The following is a 19,651-nucleotide window of genomic DNA, read 5'->3' on the forward strand; positions in this document are numbered from 1 at the left end:
TAGAACATGAATTTACGTAGTCTGGGGGCTTTAGCCATCAGCATGGCCTTGGCGGCATGTGCAACACCTTCACCGCAGCAAAATGTGGCGCCTATGCCGACAGCAACGCCGACTGCGCTCACCACACCAACCATTTTGCCAACGCCGACCCCCACGGCAACCCCGATCCCCCCCGTCGTCGTCATCGAGCCGATATTGACTCCAGCCCCAGTTTCAAGCGCAAAACCGTTGAGTGTGCAAGAAGCCCGTGCTTTGTTAAATCAATTACTGCCAGCCAAAATGCCCGAGCGAGCAGGGTGGTCGGCCGACATTTTGGATGCTTTTACGGCATTAAAATTGCCGTATACCGCAGCCTATTTTTGCGCGGCCGCAGCCACCATTGAACAAGAATCAAGCTGGCAGGGCGATCCAACGGTGCCGGGATTGCCAAAAATTGTGTGGCGTGCGATTGGCGATCGGGCGGCGAAATACCATATTCCGTTGATAGCAGTGCAAACGGCATTGCTAAAAAAATCACCGACAGGACAGAGTTACAAAGCGCGAATTGATACGCTACGCACCGAGCGTGAAATGAATGCTTTATTTGAAGATTTGGCTGATGAAGCTGAAAATCTTAATTTGCCGCTGAATATGAAAAATCCGATACGTACCGGCGGCCCAATGCAAGTGAGCGTTGAATTTGCACAAGGTCACGTTAAGGCATGGCCTTATCCGTATGCAATGAAGGGGAGCGTACGCAGTGAAGTATTCACTCGCCGTGGAGGCACGTATTTCGGTCTAGCCCATTTTGCTGCAATACCCAGCGCCCTATACCGATATGGTGTATCGCTTTGCTGATTACAATGCCGGACGTTATGCCAGTCGTAATACCGCATTTCAACAGCTGGTTTCTAAACTCACGGGCCAAGCCTTAGAACAAGACGGCGATTTGCTCCGCTATAGCAATGGCACGCCGACAGGCACCAGCAGCACGCAAACAGCGCTTTATCGACTTGCCAAGCAATTAGGCATGAGTAATGAAGCGATTTTACGCGACCTGAAACTAGAAAAATTATCTGGGTTTGGCCAAACCGAGTTGTATAAAAAAACCTATGCACTCGCAGAAAAAAATGGCCAGACTTTTCCGCGTGCGGCATTACCGCAAATCGATTTAAAAAGCCCCAAAAATCACCCGAAAATTAACCACTGAATGGTTTGCTAAACGTGTTTTATGGCGTTACGAAACATGTATGGCACGACGCTGAAATATCGATATGAAGCAACTGCATTTTCATTAGAGGGATGTGCCAAGCAAAGCCAAAAAATTAAATGAGTCATAGTTTTATTTGCTTACAAAAGGCCACGCATTGCGTGGACTTTTGTAATTTTAGATTGGTAATATTCATTTCCGCTCACTCGATTGCGGCTCCTCAAGCAATATCTCGCATATGCACATTCGTAAGCTTTGCTGCGTAGACGTTTTAAAGACGGATTCGCTATCTGCAAGGCGATTATAAAAAAAGGGTGTCATCTTGACCGAAAAAATAGCGTGTAAACGTAGCTAAAATGAGCGGATAAGTATGTGCTGAAGTCATTGATACGCAGTAATACATACGGATAATAAATTATATAATTTAAGCACTTAATTAAATCCGTACGACTTTGTTGTAAGTCGAGCAGTAAAAGTATTCGTGTCCAGTGTGTGCGATACTCGGTGCGCTGAACCTATCCATAAAGGTCGTATTAAAGTACTGACGTATAGATGAATTTTGGTGGATAATTTCGAGTTTTGGCGTTATTCGTGGATGGTATAGTATTTTTTTACTTACATAGTAATGTTGTTTTATTTTTGTTTCTTTCGTAAGTATTGTTTTTTTAACATACTTTAATCTGACGTGTAGTAAGATTGATGGCGGGTATATTGATTAAACGCGCAGTGATTGGAATATAATTTAATGTTGAAAAAAAAATTAATATTGTTGAGCGCCCTTATCATTGGAAACTCGCAAGCGGCATTCGATAGTACCGACACCGTCAAGCTATTTACTGACATTGCTGCTTATAAATATGACTCAAACGTGTTTCGGCTCTCAGATCAGCAAGAGAACAATTCGACCCGCAAACATCAACAAAAAGGCGACTCTAGCCTCTCTGCTGGCGTGCGTTCACGCATTGACGTTCCGTTAAGTCGACAAAATGTCTACGCAGCAGCTGACTTTACTTATAACAAATATTTAGTTTTTGATGAGCTCAATTCACCCGCTTGGAATGTCAGTTTGGGTTGGGATTGGGTTGTTGGTAATCAACTGAGTGGCAACCTCAGTGCTGCGACGAGTCGGGAGTTGTCTTCATTTGATGATGTACGAATTTCGGTAGTCGATACAGTAAAAAGAGATAGTGCAAATTGGGCTGGAAGCTGGCAGTTACTCAGTAATTTTTCTGTGCTGGCCAATGCATCGTACATCCAAGAAAGCCACGATGTTAGAAAGTTCCAAAAACGCAAATAATAAGCAAGTAGGCGCTGGTGTGAGATATGCATCTGGCCGCAGCTTTGCACTTACCTTACTACACCATTGGTCAGAGCATAACTACGATGAAAATCTAATTATTCCCGCTGATTTGCGTGGATATAACGAACAAAATACCAGTTTAAAATTGAGTTGGCCGGTAACAGAACAGTTTGGCATTAATGCCAAGGCTGGATACAGCCAGTGGAAATCTCAATTTAACGGCTCAAAAAGCACAAAGCCTACCGGCGCGATTGATTTAACTTGGCAAGCGACAGCCAAAACGACGCTGAGTACTGGGGTAGGTCAAAATTTCGAATCCTTTGGCAGTAATATTGTTGGTCGAGATCTGGAGCGAACCGCCTATATTGCGGCGAATTGGCTGCTGACTGAGCAGTCGACGTTGGGGGCTCGCTATAACTATCGTCAATTGGAAACGCTATTATCGTTAGGTGTACTTACACAAGACTCTGTATTTGACACTTTTCAACTGTCTTACGATTACAAAATACTGCGTAGCATGGTGATTATGTCGTATATACAGTATGAACAACGCAATGAAAAAATTAACCAATTTGACTATAAAGATCAACAGGTTGGTGTGTCACTAAAATATAATTTCTAACAGGAAAACACCGTTTTGCACCAAGATTTTTCCGAAAAAAAATGGTCTAAAATCGGTTGCTGATAATGATCACAACTTGCAACAACTCAGCCTATTTGGCGATCGATTTCGCGAGTTTAGTCATGCATCACCTGTGATTGGATTCTTTAAATTATTTTTAGATCCATTTATTGTGGTGGCGACATTTTATGCTTTGGCAATACCATTTGAAATCGCAATTGATGGTGTCGAATTGATTTTTGCAGTTTTAGCTTTTTTGTTAACTGCAATATTTTTGGATGGGGTTTTTTTATTTGTGCCTGGGTATTCTAGGCCTTGGCTAGGCCTAGGCCGATTTGTTCTGGAGTGGTCACTCGTATTATTTGCTTTATATTTAATTGGAGAAGTTTCAGGTTTTGATGCCTATATGTACCCTTGGTATGTTGTTACATGGGCAATTATGGCGCCGCTTGCTTTAGTATTCATTCATTTATTATTTCGGCTGTTTGTTCTACATCCAGGTCGACATAATATTAAAAAAGTAATCATTATAGGGACCAATAAGCCAGGACAGCTTCTTGCAAAAAATATCCAAAATAATAATTTTTTGAAAATGGAATTTTTGGGTTTTTTTGAAGATAGAGATGCATCAAGAATGGGTGGAGTTGATCCTGATCAGGTTATTGGAGATTTACATTCATTTCCTGAATTCGTCAGTAAAAATAATGTTCACCAAATTTATATTACATTACCGATGACTGCTCAACCACGAGTTATGGCTATATTAGATTATTTAAAAGACAGCACGATATCAATTTATTTTGTCCCAGATTTGTTTGTCTTTGATTTAATTAATGCGCGATTTGATAATATAGCTGGATTACCTATTGTCGCTATTTGTGAAAGTCCATTCTTAGGACTGAATGGTGTCGTCAAGCGCATCAGTGATATTGTATTGTCACTTATCATTTTGGCATTGATTTGGCCCGTTCTACTGGCAGTAGCGATTGCCGTCAAGCTTACTTCATACGGCCCTGTTTTTTTTATGCAAAAACGCTATGGTGAAGATGGACAAAGTGTTTTGGTGTATAAATTTCGCTCGATGACGGTGATGGAGAATGGCGATCAAATCGTTCAGGCAACAAAAAATGATAGTCGACTCACTCCGATCGGCGGTTTTATACGTAGAACATCTTTAGATGAATTACCGCAATTCATTAATGTTTTACAAGGGAAAATGAGTATTGTTGGTCCAAGGCCACATGCAAATGCACACAATGAGCAGTACAGAAAACTCATTAAAGGCTACATGATTCGACATATGGTTAAACCTGGCATTACCGGTTGGGCGCAAGTCAATGGGTTTCGTGGTGAGACCGATACATTAGAAAAAATGGAAGGTCGAATTGCCTATGATTTAGATTATTTAAGAAACTGGTCAGTATGGCTCGATTTAAAAATAATTTGGCGTACTGTGTTAAGCATGTTTAGAGATAAAAATGCATTTTAATTTTGCTTTGATCTATTTCTGGAGTCCAATAATGAAAAAAATTTCACCCACAGTACTTGCACTAACTGTCATTGTTTTTCTTGCTGGATGTAATGATAAAGATGAAAAAAAATCGCCGAGTCAAGTTCTTGCCAAAGTAAATGATGCTGAAATTACCGTACACCAATTAAATTTTGTATTAGCAAAAGCTCCCAATGCGAGCCCAGAACAAAAGCAACAGATATTAGATCAATTGATTGATCAGGAATTATTGGTAGAAAAAGCAACTGAATTAAAATTGGACCGTGAGCCGAATATAGTTCAAGCAATTGAAGCATCAAAAAGACAAATTTTAGCTCAAGCTGCCGCTGAACGAGTGATAGGAAAACCAGCCGAGCCGATAAAAACCGCAATAGATGATTTCTATGCAAAAAATCCAGATTTATTTGCAAATAGAAAGACATACGAGTTTGTCATGTTTGCCTTACCTAAAGCTAATTACAGCGATGCGATCGCAAAAAAATTAGATAATGCAACAACGGCCCTGCAAGTGAAAACAATATTAGATAATGAAAAAATTCCATATGAAATAAAAGAATCAAAACGAACCGCTGAACAATTACCAATGCAATTATTGCCTAAACTTGCAGCAATGAATCAGGGTGATATTTTGTTAATGAATGAAGGCGATAGTATAGGGCTGCTGCAATTAAAATCGAGCAATGCTATACCAGTTACACCTGCAGAAGCTGAGCCAATGATTAAACGCTATTTGGCGACAAAAGACGCGCAAGAAAATGCAAAATCTAAATTAAAAGCATTGCAAACTGCAGCAAAAATTGAATACTTACAAAAATTTGCTTCAGCGCCTGCAAGTGCCGCTAATGATGCGAGTAATGTATCCACTGCAGATGATAGTTTGAAAGCAGGATTAAAAGGATTGAAATAATGACCAAAAGATCGGCCATGCTGTTTTTTTTTAGTTTATTGAGTTTACTTGCCGCTGTTTCTTGGGCAAAAAATCAAAATGAATATGTATTGGGTGCTGGTGATGTGATAAAAATACAAGTCTATGACCATCCCGATCTTATGACAGAAGTTGAACTTAATAATAAGGGAGAATTAGCATTTCCATTAGTTGGCGAAGTAAAATTGGAAGGGTTGAATTACAGTCAAGCAGAGGCATTGATCGCGAAAAAATTAAGTGAAGGCAATTTTATCAAAAATCCAAATGTGAATGTATTAATTGTTCAATACAGGAGCCAGCGGGTGGCGGTATTGGGAGAGGTTAATAAGCCTGGACGTTATGCTTTAGATAGCGCAACCAACATTATTGATTTGCTAGCCATCGCAGGAGGAATTAATGCTTCCGGTGGAGATACGATAGTAATTTTGAGAGAAAAAGGACGTTTTGAATATCAATTAAGCAAACTAACTCAGTTATCTGATTCAGAAAAGCGTCGTATTCAGGTCGTAAATGGCGATACCCTGTATGTACCAAGAGCGCAGCAATTTTATGTTTATGGCGAAGTTAATCGCCCTGGTGTTTTTCGTTTAGAACCTAAAATGACGATGATGCAAGCTCTATCAGTTGCTGGCGGTTTTAATGCTCGTGCTTCACATAGCAATATTCAAATTCATCGTGTTGTTGCAGATGGAAAAGTTGAAAAAATTGCTGCAAAGCTAACTGACTTAATTCGAGAAAATGATACTGTTTTCGTTCAAGAAAGTTGGTTCTAAATGCATCTTAAATTGCTGAGTGAATTCGATGACTTTTGAACAGTTTTTAACTATCCTTCGCGCAAGAAAATGGATTGTAATATCCGTTTTTTTTAGTGTAATAATCACTACGCTGATTGTCACACTATTGCTACCCAAGCAATACACCGCAGAGGCAACTTTAGCGCTAGATGTTAAAGCTGCAGACCCAGTGACAGGGCAGCAAATTGCTGGATATATGGCGCCCAGCTATATGGCAACACAGGTTGAGATGATTTCTAGCCAAAATACCGCCTTGAATGTTGTTGATACGCTTGGCTTGGCGCAATTACCTGAGGCGCAAGCTCAGTTTGAAGAGGCTACCAATGGTAAAGGCGATATCCGTAATTGGTTTGCCGAAACGTTGCTAAAAAAAATTAACAGTAAAACCTAGCCGTGAAAGTAATATAATTAATTTAGAATTCACTGCCGCTGATCCAAAATTTGCCGCTGCATTGGCCAATAGTTTTGCCCAAGCCTATATAAGAACAACTATTGATATCAAAACTGCGGCGGCACAGCAGAATAATGTATTTTTTCAAGAACAATTAAAATCGCTGCAAACTAATTTAGAAAAATCTCAAAATAAACTTTCTGAATATCAGCAAGAAAATGGTATTGTTGGAGTCGATGAACGCCTTGATGTTGAAAATCAACGGCTCAATGAATTATCTAGCCAAGTAGTCGGAGTACAATCACTTACCTTTGATGCACAATCACGTGCACGGGGTGGCACGATTGCTCCTGATGTATTAAATAACCCTTTAGTTCAGCAACTCAAAGGCCAATTGGCAGTTCAAGAAGCGAAGTATAAGCAATTGGCGGAAAAAAATGGTCCTAATCACCCGCATAATCAGCAAGCGATGGTTGAGTTAAATGCCACGCGGAGTCAATTAGAGCAAATAATGGCGCAGTATGCTGGCGGACTAAATAGTGCCGCAGGCAATTCAGCATCACGACAAGCTGCGTTAAATGCTGCGCTACAGGCGCAAAAAGAAAAAGTACTCGATTTAAAATCACAGCGTGCCGCAATTGATGTCTTACTTCGAAATGTAGATAGTGCGCAACGTAGTTATGACCTAGCATTGCAGCGTTTTAGTCAAACAATGCTAGAAAGTCGTTCTGATCAAAGTAATATATCTATCATCAAATCAGCTCCAGAGCCAATTAAGCATTCCAGCCCCAAAACCCTGCTAAATTTAGTCTTATCAATTTTTGTCGGAAGCTTACTCGCAATTAGTCTTGCAATGCTGGCAGAACTGATTGATCGTCGAATTCGTTCGAAAGATGATATCGAGAATATGTTGGGAATAATGGTATTAGCTGATTTATTACCGCCAAAAAACAAGCGTCGAATTGGTCGTAAAGTAGGGGCCTCAGTATGAATGCAACAATAGGAATGCCGATATCGCCAATAATTGGGATTCCGATGGCACAAATAGGCAAAAGCAATATTGGCCAACAATTATTGGATAATGGAAAGCTGAATCCTCAACAAGCTGAAAAAGTACTTCGACTGCAAAAAGAAACAGGAATGCGTTTTGGTGAAGCGGCGATAAAGTTGGGATTTATAACGGAAGAAGATATTCAAGATGTATTGGCTCAGCAATTTGAATACGCTTACCTAGTATCGGGTCAAAGCGCAGTGAATGAAAGGCTTGTCGCCGCATACTCCCCGTTTGACTCTAGGGTGGAAGCATTACGCAGTTTGCGCAGCAAGATATTATTAAGTTGGGTTGAGAGCGGTAATAAATCAGTGGCATTAGCATCATATGATGCAGATACCACTAGCGCATTACTTGCGGCAAATCTAGCTATTGTATTTTCTCAATTGGGTGAACATACATTACTCGTCGATGCTAATTTGCGTAATTCAATGCAACATGAATTATTTGCATTAGAAAATCGTAAAGGTTTAAGTGACATATTAGCAGGGCGTAGTGGCTTGGATGCGGTACAGCGAATTTCAGAATTTAGAGACTTGTCGGTATTAACCGCGGGTACTACAGTGCCAAATCCACAAGAATTACTGTCGCGTGAATCATTGAGTAATACAGTCACTGAATTAGCTCAGGCTTATGATGTTGTTATTTATTGCACTACGGCCTTAGAAAATGCCGCCGATGCACAACTAGTCGCATCACGAGTAAAGGGTACTATTTTAGTAGCTAGTCGGAATAAAACACCGGTTAAAGGCTTAGAGTCCGCTAAATTACAATTACAATCAGCAAATGCAATTTTGCTTGGTTGTGTTTTATCGCAAGAAGAGTGATATATGACAAAGATAAATGATGAAATTAGAAACGGCCAATTTAATTTGGCCGTTTTTTTTAAACATAATTTACTAATATTGATCGGTTTTCTTGCATTAGCAATCCCATCAGTTTTTAGTTTGTCGCAAGGTCTATGGCAAAGCGATGATCAAGCACATGGGCCAATAATTTTGGCCTGTCATTTGGTTATTTTGGCTGATAAAAGACAAGTTAGCAGAAATGACAGTAAATCCACAGCCTAAAATTGGATTTGTAATTGTTGTTTTAGCTTTATTATTATATATCTTAGGACGATCACAAGGAATATTGATTTTTGAAATTGGTGCATTTATACCTTTAATGTGTGGTTTATTAATAATTAGCAAAGGCTGGCGATCTATTTCGATTGCCTGGTTTGCAATTGTATTTATGTTGTTTCTCGTTCCTATACCTGGTCCTATCGTTGATGCTTTGACTGGCGCATTAAAAGGGCAAGTCTCTCATATTGCAGAAGTATTACTATATTCCGCAGGCTACCCTGTGGCACGAAGTGGCGTTTTGATTACGGTAGGGCAATATCAATTACTTGTGGCAGATGCTTGTTCAGGTATGAATTCAATGTTTAGTTTATTAGCAGTTGGGTCTTTGTATGTATATGTCACTAACCACAGCAGTAAAATACGCAATATATTGTTAATTTTAGCAATTCTACCAATTGCTTTTGTTGCAAATATTGTTCGAGTAATGATATTAATTTTAGTTACTTACCATTTTGGTGATGCTGCTGGACAAGGATTTATTCATGATTTTGCTGGAATGATTTTATTTATGATTGCGTTGATCGGGATGTTTATTTTAGATGTTATTCTTGGCGTAGTTTTTAAAAATAGGAAAAATAACATATGATAAAAATAAAAATGATAGATGTTATTTTATTATTTTTAATGTGCGCAGCCGCGATTATGGCTGAAAAATTAATACCTACAGAAAAAATTGCATTATTTCGGAATCAAAAACTTGAAACCGTGATGCCGGATTCGTTTTCAAATTGGCGACTTGAGCAAAATCATGCGGTAGTAGAATTGCCAGCTGAAATGAAGGCAACAATTGATAAGATTTATTCGGAAACAATTAGCAAGACATACGTAAACAATAAAAATCAGCGGGTAATGTTAGTTATTGCATATGGTAAAAATCAAAGTGACCAAAATTCAGTTCACAGACCTGAAGTTTGTTATCCAGCACAAGGTTTTACTGTTGGTAACAGTGTAATAGAAACTGTCAGTATTGCAGATCGAAACATGAGTATTGTTCGTTTAGTTGCAAAATATGACATAAGAAATGAACCCATTTCTTATTGGATAACGGTAGGTGATTATCAGGTAGCAACAGGTACAAAAGGTAAAATAGCTCAATTAAAATATGGCTTGCAAGGGAAAATTCCAGATGGCATGTTGTTTCGCGTATCTACAATTGGTATTAATGAAATGGATGAATATAAATTACAAAATCAGTTTATTAAAGATTTATATTTGGCGCTAGATGCACAATCTAGAGAATGGTTATACGGTAAATTTACATTAAATTGATTGAGTGATTGTGATTAAAAATACAACACAACGTGTTAAAAGTAGTATGTTATCTTTGCTTGTTGGCAGACCAATATCAGCACTCGCAGGAATGCTGGTTTTGGTTTTGTTATCACGACTTTTGCCGAGTGAACAATATGCCGTTTATTTTACAATTTGGGCTGTTGTTGAGATTTTAATTATAGTTAGTAATTTTGGTTTGATGCTTGCAGTGTATCGTTATGTGAGTGCTAGCATTGTGGATGGTGGAAAAATAATTATACATGGTCCAGTTTTTCAATTGATTTTATTAAGAACAATAAGTTTGTTATTGGTCGGGTTTTTGTTAACTAAGGTTTCATCTGTATTAGATGGTTATATTCATTTTGATGTCGTCCCTAGGGGTTTTATTTTTTTCTTAGCGGTTATAAATTTTTTTTGAAGGATTTGCAAGGTATATCGATTCAATATTTGAATCCATGTTATGCCAAGGGCGAAGTCAATTTTCAATGATATTGAGGACTCTATTACGAGTAATAGGTATTATTTATTTTTATATAACAGCTCAAATCAATATTGAAAACATAATTTATATAGAAATTTTTGTTACTTTAGTTGGCGCTGGCGTGGTGTTAACGATGTTGCTCATCGTTTATTTTCGTCATTCATGCCATAAAGTAAGCTCAGAAAGTTTAAATTTAATGAGAGTTAGCCAATATATTCTTCCTGGATTTGCTGCTCAGTTGTTGGCGATTTGTTATGGACCCGATGCATTCAAAATTACATTAGCAGGAAATGTAACAGCATATGCACTAGCCATTTTCGGTTTTTCATACTCTCTTGCTGCTGTCATACAGCGCTATATGCCTATTAATATTTTGTCAGGTATTTTTCGGCCTGTATTTGTTGCAGCCTCAACAAAAAATGACGCGGATATAATTTTACCTCAGCTTGTTTCTTTAATTATTAAAATTAATTGGTTTTATATTATTCCATTTGTATGCGTATTGTTTTTTTCTGGAGATATGATTGCTAGTGTTATTTCAGGTGGAAAATATCCAGAGGCTGGTAATGTATTAACGGTGATCGTGCTTGGTTTACTACCACTTGCAATGTGCGGTTCAATTTCGATGTATTGTTTAGCAAAAGAAATAGCATTCGCTCCATTGGTAGCAACAGCAGTCAGCGTGATTGGTTTACCAATCGCTATGTTACTAGGAAAATATTTCAATGATCTTGGTGTCGCAATTGCTTTCGGTCTAAGCCAGTTAATCTGGTCCGTAGTTTGCTGGGCGATGGTATCTAGAAATAAAGATTTAAATGTTGAATTAGATGTTAGATCTTTTATTTATATGTTAATCATAATGGGTGTTGCTATTTATGTGTCATATATGTTCATCTTGTTATTTAATATTCCTTCATGGGTTGGATCTTTTTTTAGTCTAAGTATTTGCTGCACTTTTTTTATTTTTACTCTTTCATGTCTTCTTTAGAAAAGAAATGGTTACTTTCGGTTGTTCCAGAAAAAATGCTTCGTTTTTTTATTTAATTAATTTGTTTTGTATAATCATTTAACGTGCGTAATAGTTTGTTGATAAAAATTTTATTATTAATTAGTTATTGGTTTGTTAGTTATGATTGATTTGTATTGTTGGGATGGCTTTGCTAATTTTGGCCGTCAACTATCAGCTGGCGTAACAAATTGAGTGACTGAGTGTGGGGAAGTGGTGTACATCCAAGTAAGTATGAGTCTTACGTTTTAAAATATGAATTTTTTTAAAAAATCTGATTTGAATGCATCATTAAAAAATATTTTTCACGAATAACTGTTAAGCCTGTTTGGATAATTGAATCGACTGTTGCGAATGATGAGCTAGTCAATACCGAGGATATTTGTTAATGCAATTTTCGTGTTTTTCATGTTTTATTAATCCTATAAGATTGCATGCACCTTTGCATTTATGTGCTTGAATTATATTTTGGACAAATTGATGAAATTAAATTCTAATAGCTTTGTGCGATTGTTTAATTTAGACTTTTTTTTAAAGTTGATATTGTTTTTTTTGTTTATTGCTTTTTCATCTTTTGTAGCATTATTGGCTATGGTTAGAATTGAGTATGTGCTGTTATTTTTGCTATCTGCTTTAATGTTAGTGTTTTTTTTGATGCATAAAGAAAATGGGCGTGAGTTTTTTTTAGTTTTATATTTTATATTTTATTTGTTTTTGTTTTGCTCCAGGGTATTTCAGTTGTATATCTTTTCCCTTCGATGCAGGTTTTTCAGGTAATCGCTTTGTTGTTTAGTTTTTTAGGTTTTCCAAGGTTATGGGTATATATTAAAAATAGCAAAATATTAACTTCAGCTTTTATTTTGTATGTTATTTATGTTTTTTTTGGTGTGGTTTCATTGTTTTTTAGTCCATATGGGAAAGTGCTCGCTGGTTTAGTTCAAGTGCTAGCAAACTTCAAAATTTATTTTATGCTAGCTGCTTTCTTGTATCTGTTTAAATTTGTTTCACCGTCTAAATTGTTATCTAATATTCAATTGCCTTATATATTGATTTCAATTGTATTTTTGTTTGTTCAATGGGTTTTTCCATCGGCTTATATTTTAATTACTGGATACTATAAAGTTCCCGTTGAATTAACTGGTTATATTAAATACCCTGGAATGTCTATTTTTAATCATCCATCTGTTTTTGCTGCTGTTTCGGTATTTATGGCTTTGTATAACTATAGCCGCTGGTGTTCTGGAGAGGGGCGTAGAACATTTTTTTTATTTATATTTAATGTTTTTTTACTTATTAGTTCTAATCAACGTCAAGAAATATTTTGTTTTATTATTTCTATATACCTACTAACGCTCTATAAAACTCCAGTTAATTTAAGGGCACGCAGTGCAGTACTTGGACTGTTTTTTATTCTGTCTCTAGTGGGTGTTTTTGTGGTTCTTTTTTTTGATTCTTTTATTCGTGAATTTTACTTATGGGGCGGTGGTATGCACGCTTCAAACATACCGAGATATTTGCATTATTCAGGAGCATTAGAGTTTGCCGAACGATTTTTTCCATTAGGTACTGGGTTTGGTACTTGGGGAGGATTGGGTTCATTACAGTACAATCTTGATGCTTATTATTCGTTGGGAATGAATAAGCATTGGTGGTGGTCGACGCGAGAAGCTTATATTTTTGATGCATTTTTACCCAATATATTGGCTGAAACAGGATGGTTTGGCAGCCTAATTTTTCTTGCAAACTATTTTTTGATTATCTTTTTTTTGTCTTAAATTAGACCAGCAACAATCAAGTAAAGATGGGCTTGATGGTGGTTTGGCTGCTGCTTCACTGCTCTTTGTGTTACTTATCTCGCCAACATCTCCAGCTTTTCAAGAGGTACTGTTGATTTATTTTCCTGCAATGTTTTTTTCCGCTGCATTAATGAGTAGATGCCATGCTAAATAAATTAATTATTTATATGTTTTGTATGCTTATTGCTCGTCTATCTTTGGCTGCTGATCGTTCAGCGTGTGATGGTTTGCTAAAACCAATGTCAGAAGTTTTAATTAATTCAAGTGTTGTTTTAAGTACCCCACCGAAATCAATTTTTGGTTTTACCGTGGATTGGTATCTTTTTCAAAAAGGTCACTTTCGTAAGGGGAAGGTGAGAGACGAAACTATTTCTTATTTAAAACCATTTGAAGGTGCAATTTATAGGTATTCTGGCGGTAATGATTTCCCATGGGAAAATGCAGTCGGACCTATTGCAAAAAGAAAAAGAATTTTGACTAATTATGAAGGACTTAAATATCCAGAGTTTGGACCAAAAGAATTTATTGATTTTCTTGATTCGGTCAATGGTGATGCGACGATTTTAATCGACTTAGCTAGAAAATATAATAAGTCATTCACTAAAGATCAAATTTTAGATAGTAATTTGGATTATATTGATTTTTACAAAAAAAATGCATCAAATTGCAGCGAATTCTCAGCCGGTTGCAGAATAAAATATTTTGAATTGGGGAATGAGGTTGATTGGGAGGAGGGCTTGAAGTGGTCGCCCATTGAGTATCAATCTAGAATTGATGGTTTGATTAAAAAATCAAAATTAATTACGCCGAAGATAAATTTTTGCAATAACTGGTCAAACGGCACCATGGGGAGAGAAACCGTCAGGCCAATATTTTGATTCTTATCTTGCTGATAAAATGGCCTTTCAAATTGATGCTGTTACATTCCACCCCTATTATGATGGTCTGCCAATTAATCAAATGACAAAATGGGGGGCTGAAGTAGTTAACAAATATAAGAAAATCAATCCAAAAATCAAACTTTTAGTCACTGAACATGGTCGCTGGCCTGCTGATAGTCCAACTGGAGATTGGAAAGATAATTGGTATCAAGCTTCAGGATCGGGTGGTGCAATCTCAACTGCAGATTATGTATTGTCATTAATTAATGATAGATCCGTAGCAGGTGCGATGTGGCATTCAATCGCTGTCGAAAGCCCATGGCAGTTATTTCATTTGGATAGAGCTAAGGATTCTATATATCCAAGTGGTGTATATTTTGGTTTGCTGGTGTTACGTAATGGTTTTTTAGATACCAGCGTTTTAATTAAACCTTCTAAAATTACGACTTACGCTTATTCGCCTCAGCAAGATCTAAATATGGCTGCGATGAAGAACTCTGCAGGTTTAAATTCTATTCTTGGTGTTAATAGAGGCGCAGCACGATTAGTTAAATTTAAAGATTTAACAGGTAATATTGTCCTTAGAAATCCTGTGATCGAATATATGAGCGCAGATTCTTCTTATTCAGATAATACCGACGAGAATAAATCAAGGGTTTCAATTACTTCTTCTGCAATTAAGGCTGTGGGGCAAGAGTATGTTTGTATTCCTTCACGTAGTGTTTTTAATATAAAGTATAAATGAAACTAAATGAAAATTATAAATGAGATGCATCACTTAAAAAAGTTGCAGATGCTAAGGTTTATAGCTGCATTTATGGTGCTTATTGTGCACGTTAATTTTTATACGCATGAGCGGGTTGATCAACTAGGTTACGTATGGGCTCCTGGTTCTCAAGGCGTTCAAATTTTTTTCTTGATTAGCGGCTTTGTGATGCTACTGTCTGCTGATAAATTAAAATATGGCTTGTCTTCTTCTGTGTTTTTTTTAAAAAGAAGAATAGTTAGAATTGTTCCGATGTATTGGATTTTTACCACGGCTAAGTTAATTCTGGCTTTGGTGCTTGTTGATGTCGCAATGCATAATCGTCCTAGGCTTTTATACACACTAGGCTCGTATCTCTTATTTCCTGTTAGTAGTGCTGATGGCGGTATTGCCCCATTGCATGGTGTTGGTTGGACACTGCTTCATGAGATGTTTTTTTATTATCTAATTTCTATTTCTATTTTATTAGGCTGGTCTGCATTTCGGTTTACATCAATTGCTATTGTGGTTTTATTTTCTTGTCGTTTTTTCTTTGATTTTGATTCTGCTTTTTTTCGTGTTGTAACCAGTGAGAATAACCTTCATTTTGTTTTTGGTATGCTCTTAGCTAAAATATATCTGTCTGGTTTTCGACTTAATGCAGGTGTTTCTGTGATTTTAACGGTTTGTATCTTTATTTTTATTATGCACACCGATGGTATATTTTTGGCAGCTAAATTTTTTTGGTAAATTTAACATAATTGCGATTGTTTTTGTGTATTCTTTTGTTCTTAACTCTAATCAATACTTGCCATTTTTTAGTGATTTTTTATCTCGCCTAGGCGATAGTTCATTCTCATTATATTTATCTCACCCTCTCATTGCCCCTGCTTTTTGTATTGGATTGTCATATCTTTTTCCAAATTCCATTTTGGTGGTGAATCTACTTGCAATTATTATGTGTGTTTTAGTGTCTCATTTTATTTATTTGTATCTAGAAAAACCGATGACAAAAAAACTAAATAGTTATGTTAAATAATTCATGGTTGATTGTATGCGAATTTTATTAAGCGCTTTTGCTTGTGATCCTGACTTTGGTTCCGATGAAGAGGTGGGCTGGCAGTGGGCTAGGCAATTATCAGGTCGTGGTTTGAACGTAACCGTTATTACGCGACGCGCTCATCAGTTGGCCATTGAGGCTCGGCAGAGCAGTCATGGTGAGTGCGGCAATGTGGCATTTGAATATGTTGATTTACCCAAGATACATACTTGCTTAGCCAAATTTAATCGTCGAAATCACTTGTATTACTATTTGTGGCAGTGGGCTGCGTATAAGCACGCTTTGTTGTGTCATCGGCAGCAATCGTTTGATTTGGTTCATCACGTCACTTGGGTTAGCTTTCGCCAGCCTAGTTTCATGGGTCTATTGGGTATACCGCTGTATTTTGGACCTGTTGCGGGGGGCGATGAAATACCCCCTGGATATGCCAGAGTTTTTTCGATTAAGCAGCGCTTGGTTGAGTATTTGCGTTGCAGTTTAAATCAATTTGTTGCATTTGATCCGCTGATGCGGATGACCTTTCGATCGGCAAAGCGCGTCTATTTTACTTCTAATGGGCATTTGGCTCGCGTTCCAAAGTTTGTTGCTGATAAGGCTCAAATTGAATTGGCGATTGGCTGTGATGCTTCTGAGCTTGCTCTGCTAAAGCCATTGCCTGCGCGAACTCGGCCTGATGCGACTCGCTTGCTTTTTGTCGGTCGTTGTATTGGATTAAAAGGTATGGATTTGGGCTTGCGCAGCTTAGCTTTGATTTTGCAGCATAGGCCTGAGGTGCGTTTAACCATGATTGGCGATGGTGTTGATCGACTGCGTTGGGAGCAAACTGCGCAAAAATTAGGCATTTCGCATGCCATAGAATGGCTTGGCTGGCTTCCTAAGGATAATGTCATCGATTTGTATACACAATTTGATGCGTTGTTTTATCCAAGCTTGCGTGACTCTGGTGGTTTTGTTGTTTTAGAGGCATTGCAAGCCGGTTTACCGGTGATTTGTTATCGCTTGGGCGGTCCTGGCGTGGTGGTCAACGCGGCGTGTGGCGCTGCTGTCGTGGCCGATAATCATCAAGAGACCGCAGTTAAAAATTTTGCCGATGCGGCGTTATCGACTCTTTCTCGGTTGGAACAAGACGCTGGGTTTTCACAGCAATGTCGTGATCGCGTCAATCAATTTAGCTGGGACGCGCTGATTGATCGTATTTATGGCCCGATTATGAATGAAATTGGATAAATTGAATGAAAATTGAAGTGGTAAGTTTTACCGGTGACTCTGGCCTTGCTGATTATTCGGTTTCACTGGCTCGTGCTTTATCTGTTCACCATACAACAACGGTTGTTACTGCTAAGTCATTACCAAAACGATTTGATGCTTTAGGTTTTACGGTCGAACGCATTTTTCGCCGTTCGCGGCATTATCCTATCGATTTAATCCGCTTTATTTTTGGTGTTATTAAACGAAAACCCAATTGGATTATATTGCAAGGGCCACTTAAGTTGGCATTGATTGATGCAATTGTAATTCGGCTTATTCAAATTTTTGGTATTCATTGTGCAATTACTGTACATGACGTATTGCCGCACTATCCTAAATTATGGAGTAAGTTTACTTTTGGTTTTTATTATCGTTCTTTTTGAAAAAGTAATTTGCCATTCTTTGGCGGCAAAGCAGGGAATTTTAGCTCTTTCAGTTAAGGCGCCAATTTTAGTTGTGCCACATGGTATTTATGATATTTTTGATTTGACGAATATTTCACAAGACGATGCACGCAATAAAATAGCCGGGATAGTTAGGGATGATTTTGTTATTTTGTTTTTTGGTCATCTAGAGCCACGCAAAGGTTTGCTTGAATTTTTAGCCTGTGCCAAACAGATGGAAAATCGGCCTCATTTCAAATTTTTACTGGCGGGATCAAATAGCGTAGCAGGTCATGCTTCACGTTATGCAATGGCTTTAGAAGAATCTAGAAATGCACCTAATGTTATTTTGCATGATCGACGCATTCCTTTTGAAGAGGTAGAAAATTATATAGCAGCAAGCAATGTAATCGCTTTGCCATATTTAGAAGGCACTACCAGTGGTGTGCTGAAGATTGCTTTAGCATTTTCCAAGCCAGTCATTGCGACTCGTGTCGGCGATTTTCCTGAGCAGATCCCTGCTGGTGCCGGTGTAATTATCGAGAATGACTCATGCTTGGTTGACTCATTAATGTCTGCATTACTAGAGGTTGAAAATAATTATGCCTCTTATAAACAAGCCATGAGTGAGGCTGGACAAGATGCTCAATGGTCAATTGTTGCAGATAAAATAATCAAATTTATTGGGTTTAAATCATAATGCCTAGGTTGTTAAGTGTTAATAACTACCATTATCGTCGTGGTGGATCTGATGTCGTGTATTTTGAACATGCCGCTTTAATGGAAGAGCTGGGTTGGGAAAATGCTTTTTTTTCTATGTGTCATCCAAAAAACTTTGATTCTATTTGGTCTAAGTATTTTGTTGATGAGATTGAATTTGGGCATAGCTATTCTATTTTTGATAAATTTAAAATGGCAAGTAAAGTTATTTATTCTTTTGAAGCTAAAAATAATATAAGTAGTTTAGTTGATGACTTTAAACCCGATATCGCTCATTTACACTGTATTTACCATCATTTGTCTCCTGCAATTATACCTGCATTAAAAAAATCAGGTATTCCTGTGGTTATGACTGCGCATGACTTAAAAATTGCCTGCCCTGCTTATAAAATGCTTAACGAAACTGGGATTTGTGAAAAGTGCAATGGTGGAAGCTTGCTTAATGTGGTGAAACATAAATGTGTACGGGGTTCTTTTGCTGCTAGTGCCATTGTGGCTATTGAATCAGAACTGCATAATTATTTAGACACGTATAAGAAATATATTGATCGAGTGATCGTTCCAAGTCTTTTTTTTATGGAAAAATTTGTTGAATGGGGATGGCCTAGAGATAAATTTGTTTATATACCAAATTATGTCGATTTGAAGTATTTTGAACCTGATTTTAGTGCCGGTGATTATTTAATCTATTTTGGTCGACTGGCACCTGAAAAAGGTGTTGCTACGTTAATGAAGGCGGCGAATCTAGCCAAGACCCCTTTAAAAATTGTTGGAACTGGGCCGATTGAGGCAGAGCTCAAGGTATTGGCGAATGAATTATCGGCTGATATTGAATTTTTAGGTTATCAATCCGGTGAATCACTGCACAATTTGATTCGTGGTGCCCGCGCAGTCGCTTTACCTTCTGAGTGGTATGAGAATGCTCCGATGAGTATTTTAGAAAGTTTTGCACTAGGTAAACCTGTAATTGGGGCAGAGATAGGTGGTATTCCTGAAATGGTAATTAACAAGCAAACGGGCTACTTATTTCAAAGTGGTCATGTTACGGATTTATCTCGTGTGCTTAAAAATTTTTGGCAATTATCAGATTTGGAAGTTTCCGCAATGGGACAGTCGGCTCGAGATTTTTGTTGCCACCACATTTAGTCGA

At 37.6% G+C, this 19,651-nt stretch carries 24 protein-coding genes; all 24 read left to right on the plus strand.

The window, feature by feature from the left end; translation table 11 throughout:
• Positions 1-6 precede the first annotated feature (6 nt).
• The 24 genes from GKO28_RS21585 (at position 7) to GKO28_RS12545 (ending at position 19,647) form a co-directional block, all read left to right on the plus strand.
• On the plus strand, positions 7-837 hold the full coding sequence (locus GKO28_RS21585) for a DUF1615 family protein (RefSeq protein WP_282099298.1): 831 nt from the start codon (positions 7-9) through the stop codon (positions 835-837).
• The gene (locus GKO28_RS21590; protein WP_282099299.1) at positions 788-1,189 is read left to right on the plus strand and encodes a DUF1615 family protein; all 402 of its coding nucleotides are present in this window, start codon (positions 788-790) and stop codon (positions 1,187-1,189) included. The genes GKO28_RS21585 and GKO28_RS21590 overlap by 50 nt, the downstream gene beginning before the upstream one ends.
• Complete coding sequence (locus GKO28_RS22320; RefSeq protein WP_307839105.1) at positions 1,167-1,244, plus strand: DUF1615 family protein; 78 nt, start codon at positions 1,167-1,169, stop codon at positions 1,242-1,244. Before GKO28_RS21590 ends, GKO28_RS22320 begins: the two co-directional genes overlap by 23 nt.
• 690 nt (positions 1,245-1,934) lie before the next feature.
• A complete protein-coding gene (locus GKO28_RS12445; protein ID WP_182076463.1) occupies positions 1,935-2,486 on the plus strand; it encodes a hypothetical protein in 552 nt (183 codons plus the stop codon).
• Positions 2,458-3,111, plus strand: a complete 654-nt coding sequence (locus tag GKO28_RS12450; RefSeq protein WP_182076464.1) for an outer membrane beta-barrel protein — start codon at positions 2,458-2,460, stop codon at positions 3,109-3,111. The genes GKO28_RS12445 and GKO28_RS12450 overlap by 29 nt, the downstream gene beginning before the upstream one ends.
• Positions 3,112-3,187: 76 nt before the next feature.
• Positions 3,188-4,600 (plus strand): undecaprenyl-phosphate glucose phosphotransferase, encoded by a 1,413-nt coding sequence (locus tag GKO28_RS12455; RefSeq protein ID WP_210768902.1) that lies wholly within the window; start codon positions 3,188-3,190, stop codon positions 4,598-4,600.
• Between the two features lie 31 nt (positions 4,601-4,631).
• Positions 4,632-5,528 (plus strand): EpsD family peptidyl-prolyl cis-trans isomerase, encoded by an 897-nt coding sequence (locus GKO28_RS12460; RefSeq protein ID WP_182076465.1) that lies wholly within the window; start codon positions 4,632-4,634, stop codon positions 5,526-5,528.
• Positions 5,529-5,545: 17 nt separating this feature from the next.
• Positions 5,546-6,319 (plus strand): polysaccharide export protein EpsE, encoded by a 774-nt coding sequence (gene epsE / locus GKO28_RS12465; RefSeq protein WP_247646532.1) that lies wholly within the window; start codon positions 5,546-5,548, stop codon positions 6,317-6,319.
• A 28-nt stretch (positions 6,320-6,347) separates the two neighbouring features.
• Positions 6,348-6,731: a Wzz/FepE/Etk N-terminal domain-containing protein gene (locus GKO28_RS12470; RefSeq protein ID WP_182076467.1), complete on the plus strand. Its 384-nt coding sequence runs from the start codon at positions 6,348-6,350 to the stop codon at positions 6,729-6,731.
• A gap of 61 nt (positions 6,732-6,792) precedes the next feature.
• Positions 6,793-7,722, plus strand: coding sequence for a GNVR domain-containing protein (locus GKO28_RS12475; protein WP_182076468.1), 930 nt, complete (start codon positions 6,793-6,795; stop codon positions 7,720-7,722).
• Positions 7,719-8,609 (plus strand): polysaccharide biosynthesis tyrosine autokinase, encoded by an 891-nt coding sequence (locus GKO28_RS12480; RefSeq protein WP_203564138.1) that lies wholly within the window; start codon positions 7,719-7,721, stop codon positions 8,607-8,609. Before GKO28_RS12475 ends, GKO28_RS12480 begins: the two co-directional genes overlap by 4 nt.
• A 3-nt stretch (positions 8,610-8,612) precedes the next feature.
• On the plus strand, positions 8,613-8,852 hold the full coding sequence (locus tag GKO28_RS12485) for a hypothetical protein (RefSeq protein WP_182076469.1): 240 nt from the start codon (positions 8,613-8,615) through the stop codon (positions 8,850-8,852).
• Positions 8,830-9,495: an exosortase B gene (xrtB, locus tag GKO28_RS12490; protein ID WP_182077481.1), complete on the plus strand. Its 666-nt coding sequence runs from the start codon at positions 8,830-8,832 to the stop codon at positions 9,493-9,495. Before GKO28_RS12485 ends, xrtB begins: the two co-directional genes overlap by 23 nt.
• Positions 9,492-10,178: an exosortase-associated protein EpsI, B-type gene (epsI, locus tag GKO28_RS12495; protein WP_182076470.1), complete on the plus strand. Its 687-nt coding sequence runs from the start codon at positions 9,492-9,494 to the stop codon at positions 10,176-10,178. Before xrtB ends, epsI begins: the two co-directional genes overlap by 4 nt.
• A 10-nt stretch (positions 10,179-10,188) precedes the next feature.
• Positions 10,189-10,599 (plus strand): oligosaccharide flippase family protein, encoded by a 411-nt coding sequence (locus GKO28_RS12500; RefSeq protein ID WP_182076471.1) that lies wholly within the window; start codon positions 10,189-10,191, stop codon positions 10,597-10,599.
• 196 nt (positions 10,600-10,795) lie between these two features.
• Positions 10,796-11,650, plus strand: a complete 855-nt coding sequence (locus GKO28_RS12505; RefSeq protein WP_203564139.1) for a hypothetical protein — start codon at positions 10,796-10,798, stop codon at positions 11,648-11,650.
• 737 nt (positions 11,651-12,387) lie between these two features.
• A complete protein-coding gene (locus tag GKO28_RS12510) occupies positions 12,388-13,443 on the plus strand; it encodes a hypothetical protein (RefSeq protein WP_182076473.1) in 1,056 nt (351 codons plus the stop codon).
• 164 nt (positions 13,444-13,607) lie between these two features.
• Positions 13,608-14,342, plus strand: a complete 735-nt coding sequence (locus GKO28_RS12515; protein WP_182076474.1) for a hypothetical protein — start codon at positions 13,608-13,610, stop codon at positions 14,340-14,342.
• Between the two features lie 19 nt (positions 14,343-14,361).
• Positions 14,362-15,090, plus strand: coding sequence for a hypothetical protein (locus GKO28_RS12520; protein ID WP_182076475.1), 729 nt, complete (start codon positions 14,362-14,364; stop codon positions 15,088-15,090).
• Between the two features lie 6 nt (positions 15,091-15,096).
• Positions 15,097-15,840 carry an acyltransferase gene (locus GKO28_RS12525; protein WP_182076476.1) on the plus strand — a complete coding sequence of 248 codons (744 nt, stop codon included), beginning with the start codon at positions 15,097-15,099 and terminating at the stop codon, positions 15,838-15,840.
• Positions 15,841-16,144: 304 nt separating this feature from the next.
• Complete coding sequence (locus GKO28_RS12530) at positions 16,145-17,377, plus strand: glycosyltransferase family 4 protein (RefSeq protein ID WP_182076477.1); 1,233 nt, start codon at positions 16,145-16,147, stop codon at positions 17,375-17,377.
• Positions 17,378-17,382: 5 nt separating this feature from the next.
• Positions 17,383-17,781, plus strand: a complete 399-nt coding sequence (locus GKO28_RS12535) for a hypothetical protein (protein ID WP_182076478.1) — start codon at positions 17,383-17,385, stop codon at positions 17,779-17,781.
• Entirely contained in the window at positions 17,756-18,481 is a 726-nt protein-coding gene (locus GKO28_RS12540; RefSeq protein ID WP_182076479.1) for a glycosyltransferase, read from the plus strand. Before GKO28_RS12535 ends, GKO28_RS12540 begins: the two co-directional genes overlap by 26 nt.
• Positions 18,481-19,647: a glycosyltransferase family 4 protein gene (locus tag GKO28_RS12545; protein ID WP_374220728.1), complete on the plus strand. Its 1,167-nt coding sequence runs from the start codon at positions 18,481-18,483 to the stop codon at positions 19,645-19,647. The genes GKO28_RS12540 and GKO28_RS12545 overlap by 1 nt, the downstream gene beginning before the upstream one ends.
• Positions 19,648-19,651 lie beyond the last annotated feature (4 nt).

Source organism: Deefgea sp. CFH1-16, from assembly GCF_016881365.1.
Taxonomy (GTDB): domain Bacteria; phylum Pseudomonadota; class Gammaproteobacteria; order Burkholderiales; family Chitinibacteraceae; genus Deefgea.

Bases quoted from the DNA above. Each gene is read 5' to 3' on its own strand.
- GKO28_RS12525 (WP_182076476.1), top strand. From the start codon at position 15,097: ATGAAAATTATAAATGAGATGCATCACTTAAAAAAGTTGCAGATGCTA.
- GKO28_RS12485 (WP_182076469.1), top strand. From the start codon at position 8,613: ATGACAAAGATAAATGATGAAATTAGAAACGGCCAATTTAATTTGGCC.
- GKO28_RS12530 (WP_182076477.1), top strand. From the start codon at position 16,145: ATGCGAATTTTATTAAGCGCTTTTGCTTGTGATCCTGACTTTGGTTCC.
- epsI (WP_182076470.1), top strand. From the start codon at position 9,492: ATGATAAAAATAAAAATGATAGATGTTATTTTATTATTTTTAATGTGC.
- GKO28_RS21585 (WP_282099298.1), top strand. From the start codon at position 7: ATGAATTTACGTAGTCTGGGGGCTTTAGCCATCAGCATGGCCTTGGCG.
- GKO28_RS12480 (WP_203564138.1), top strand. From the start codon at position 7,719: ATGAATGCAACAATAGGAATGCCGATATCGCCAATAATTGGGATTCCG.
- GKO28_RS12505 (WP_203564139.1), top strand. From the start codon at position 10,796: ATGTTGCTCATCGTTTATTTTCGTCATTCATGCCATAAAGTAAGCTCA.
- GKO28_RS12535 (WP_182076478.1), top strand. From the start codon at position 17,383: ATGAAAATTGAAGTGGTAAGTTTTACCGGTGACTCTGGCCTTGCTGAT.
- epsE (WP_247646532.1), top strand. From the start codon at position 5,546: ATGCTGTTTTTTTTTAGTTTATTGAGTTTACTTGCCGCTGTTTCTTGG.
- GKO28_RS12545 (WP_374220728.1), top strand. From the start codon at position 18,481: ATGCCTAGGTTGTTAAGTGTTAATAACTACCATTATCGTCGTGGTGGA.
- GKO28_RS12520 (WP_182076475.1), top strand. From the start codon at position 14,362: ATGGCCTTTCAAATTGATGCTGTTACATTCCACCCCTATTATGATGGT.
- GKO28_RS12515 (WP_182076474.1), top strand. From the start codon at position 13,608: ATGCTAAATAAATTAATTATTTATATGTTTTGTATGCTTATTGCTCGT.
- xrtB (WP_182077481.1), top strand. From the start codon at position 8,830: ATGACAGTAAATCCACAGCCTAAAATTGGATTTGTAATTGTTGTTTTA.
- GKO28_RS12470 (WP_182076467.1), top strand. From the start codon at position 6,348: ATGACTTTTGAACAGTTTTTAACTATCCTTCGCGCAAGAAAATGGATT.
- GKO28_RS12460 (WP_182076465.1), top strand. From the start codon at position 4,632: ATGAAAAAAATTTCACCCACAGTACTTGCACTAACTGTCATTGTTTTT.
- GKO28_RS12450 (WP_182076464.1), top strand. From the start codon at position 2,458: ATGTTAGAAAGTTCCAAAAACGCAAATAATAAGCAAGTAGGCGCTGGT.
- GKO28_RS12445 (WP_182076463.1), top strand. From the start codon at position 1,935: ATGTTGAAAAAAAAATTAATATTGTTGAGCGCCCTTATCATTGGAAAC.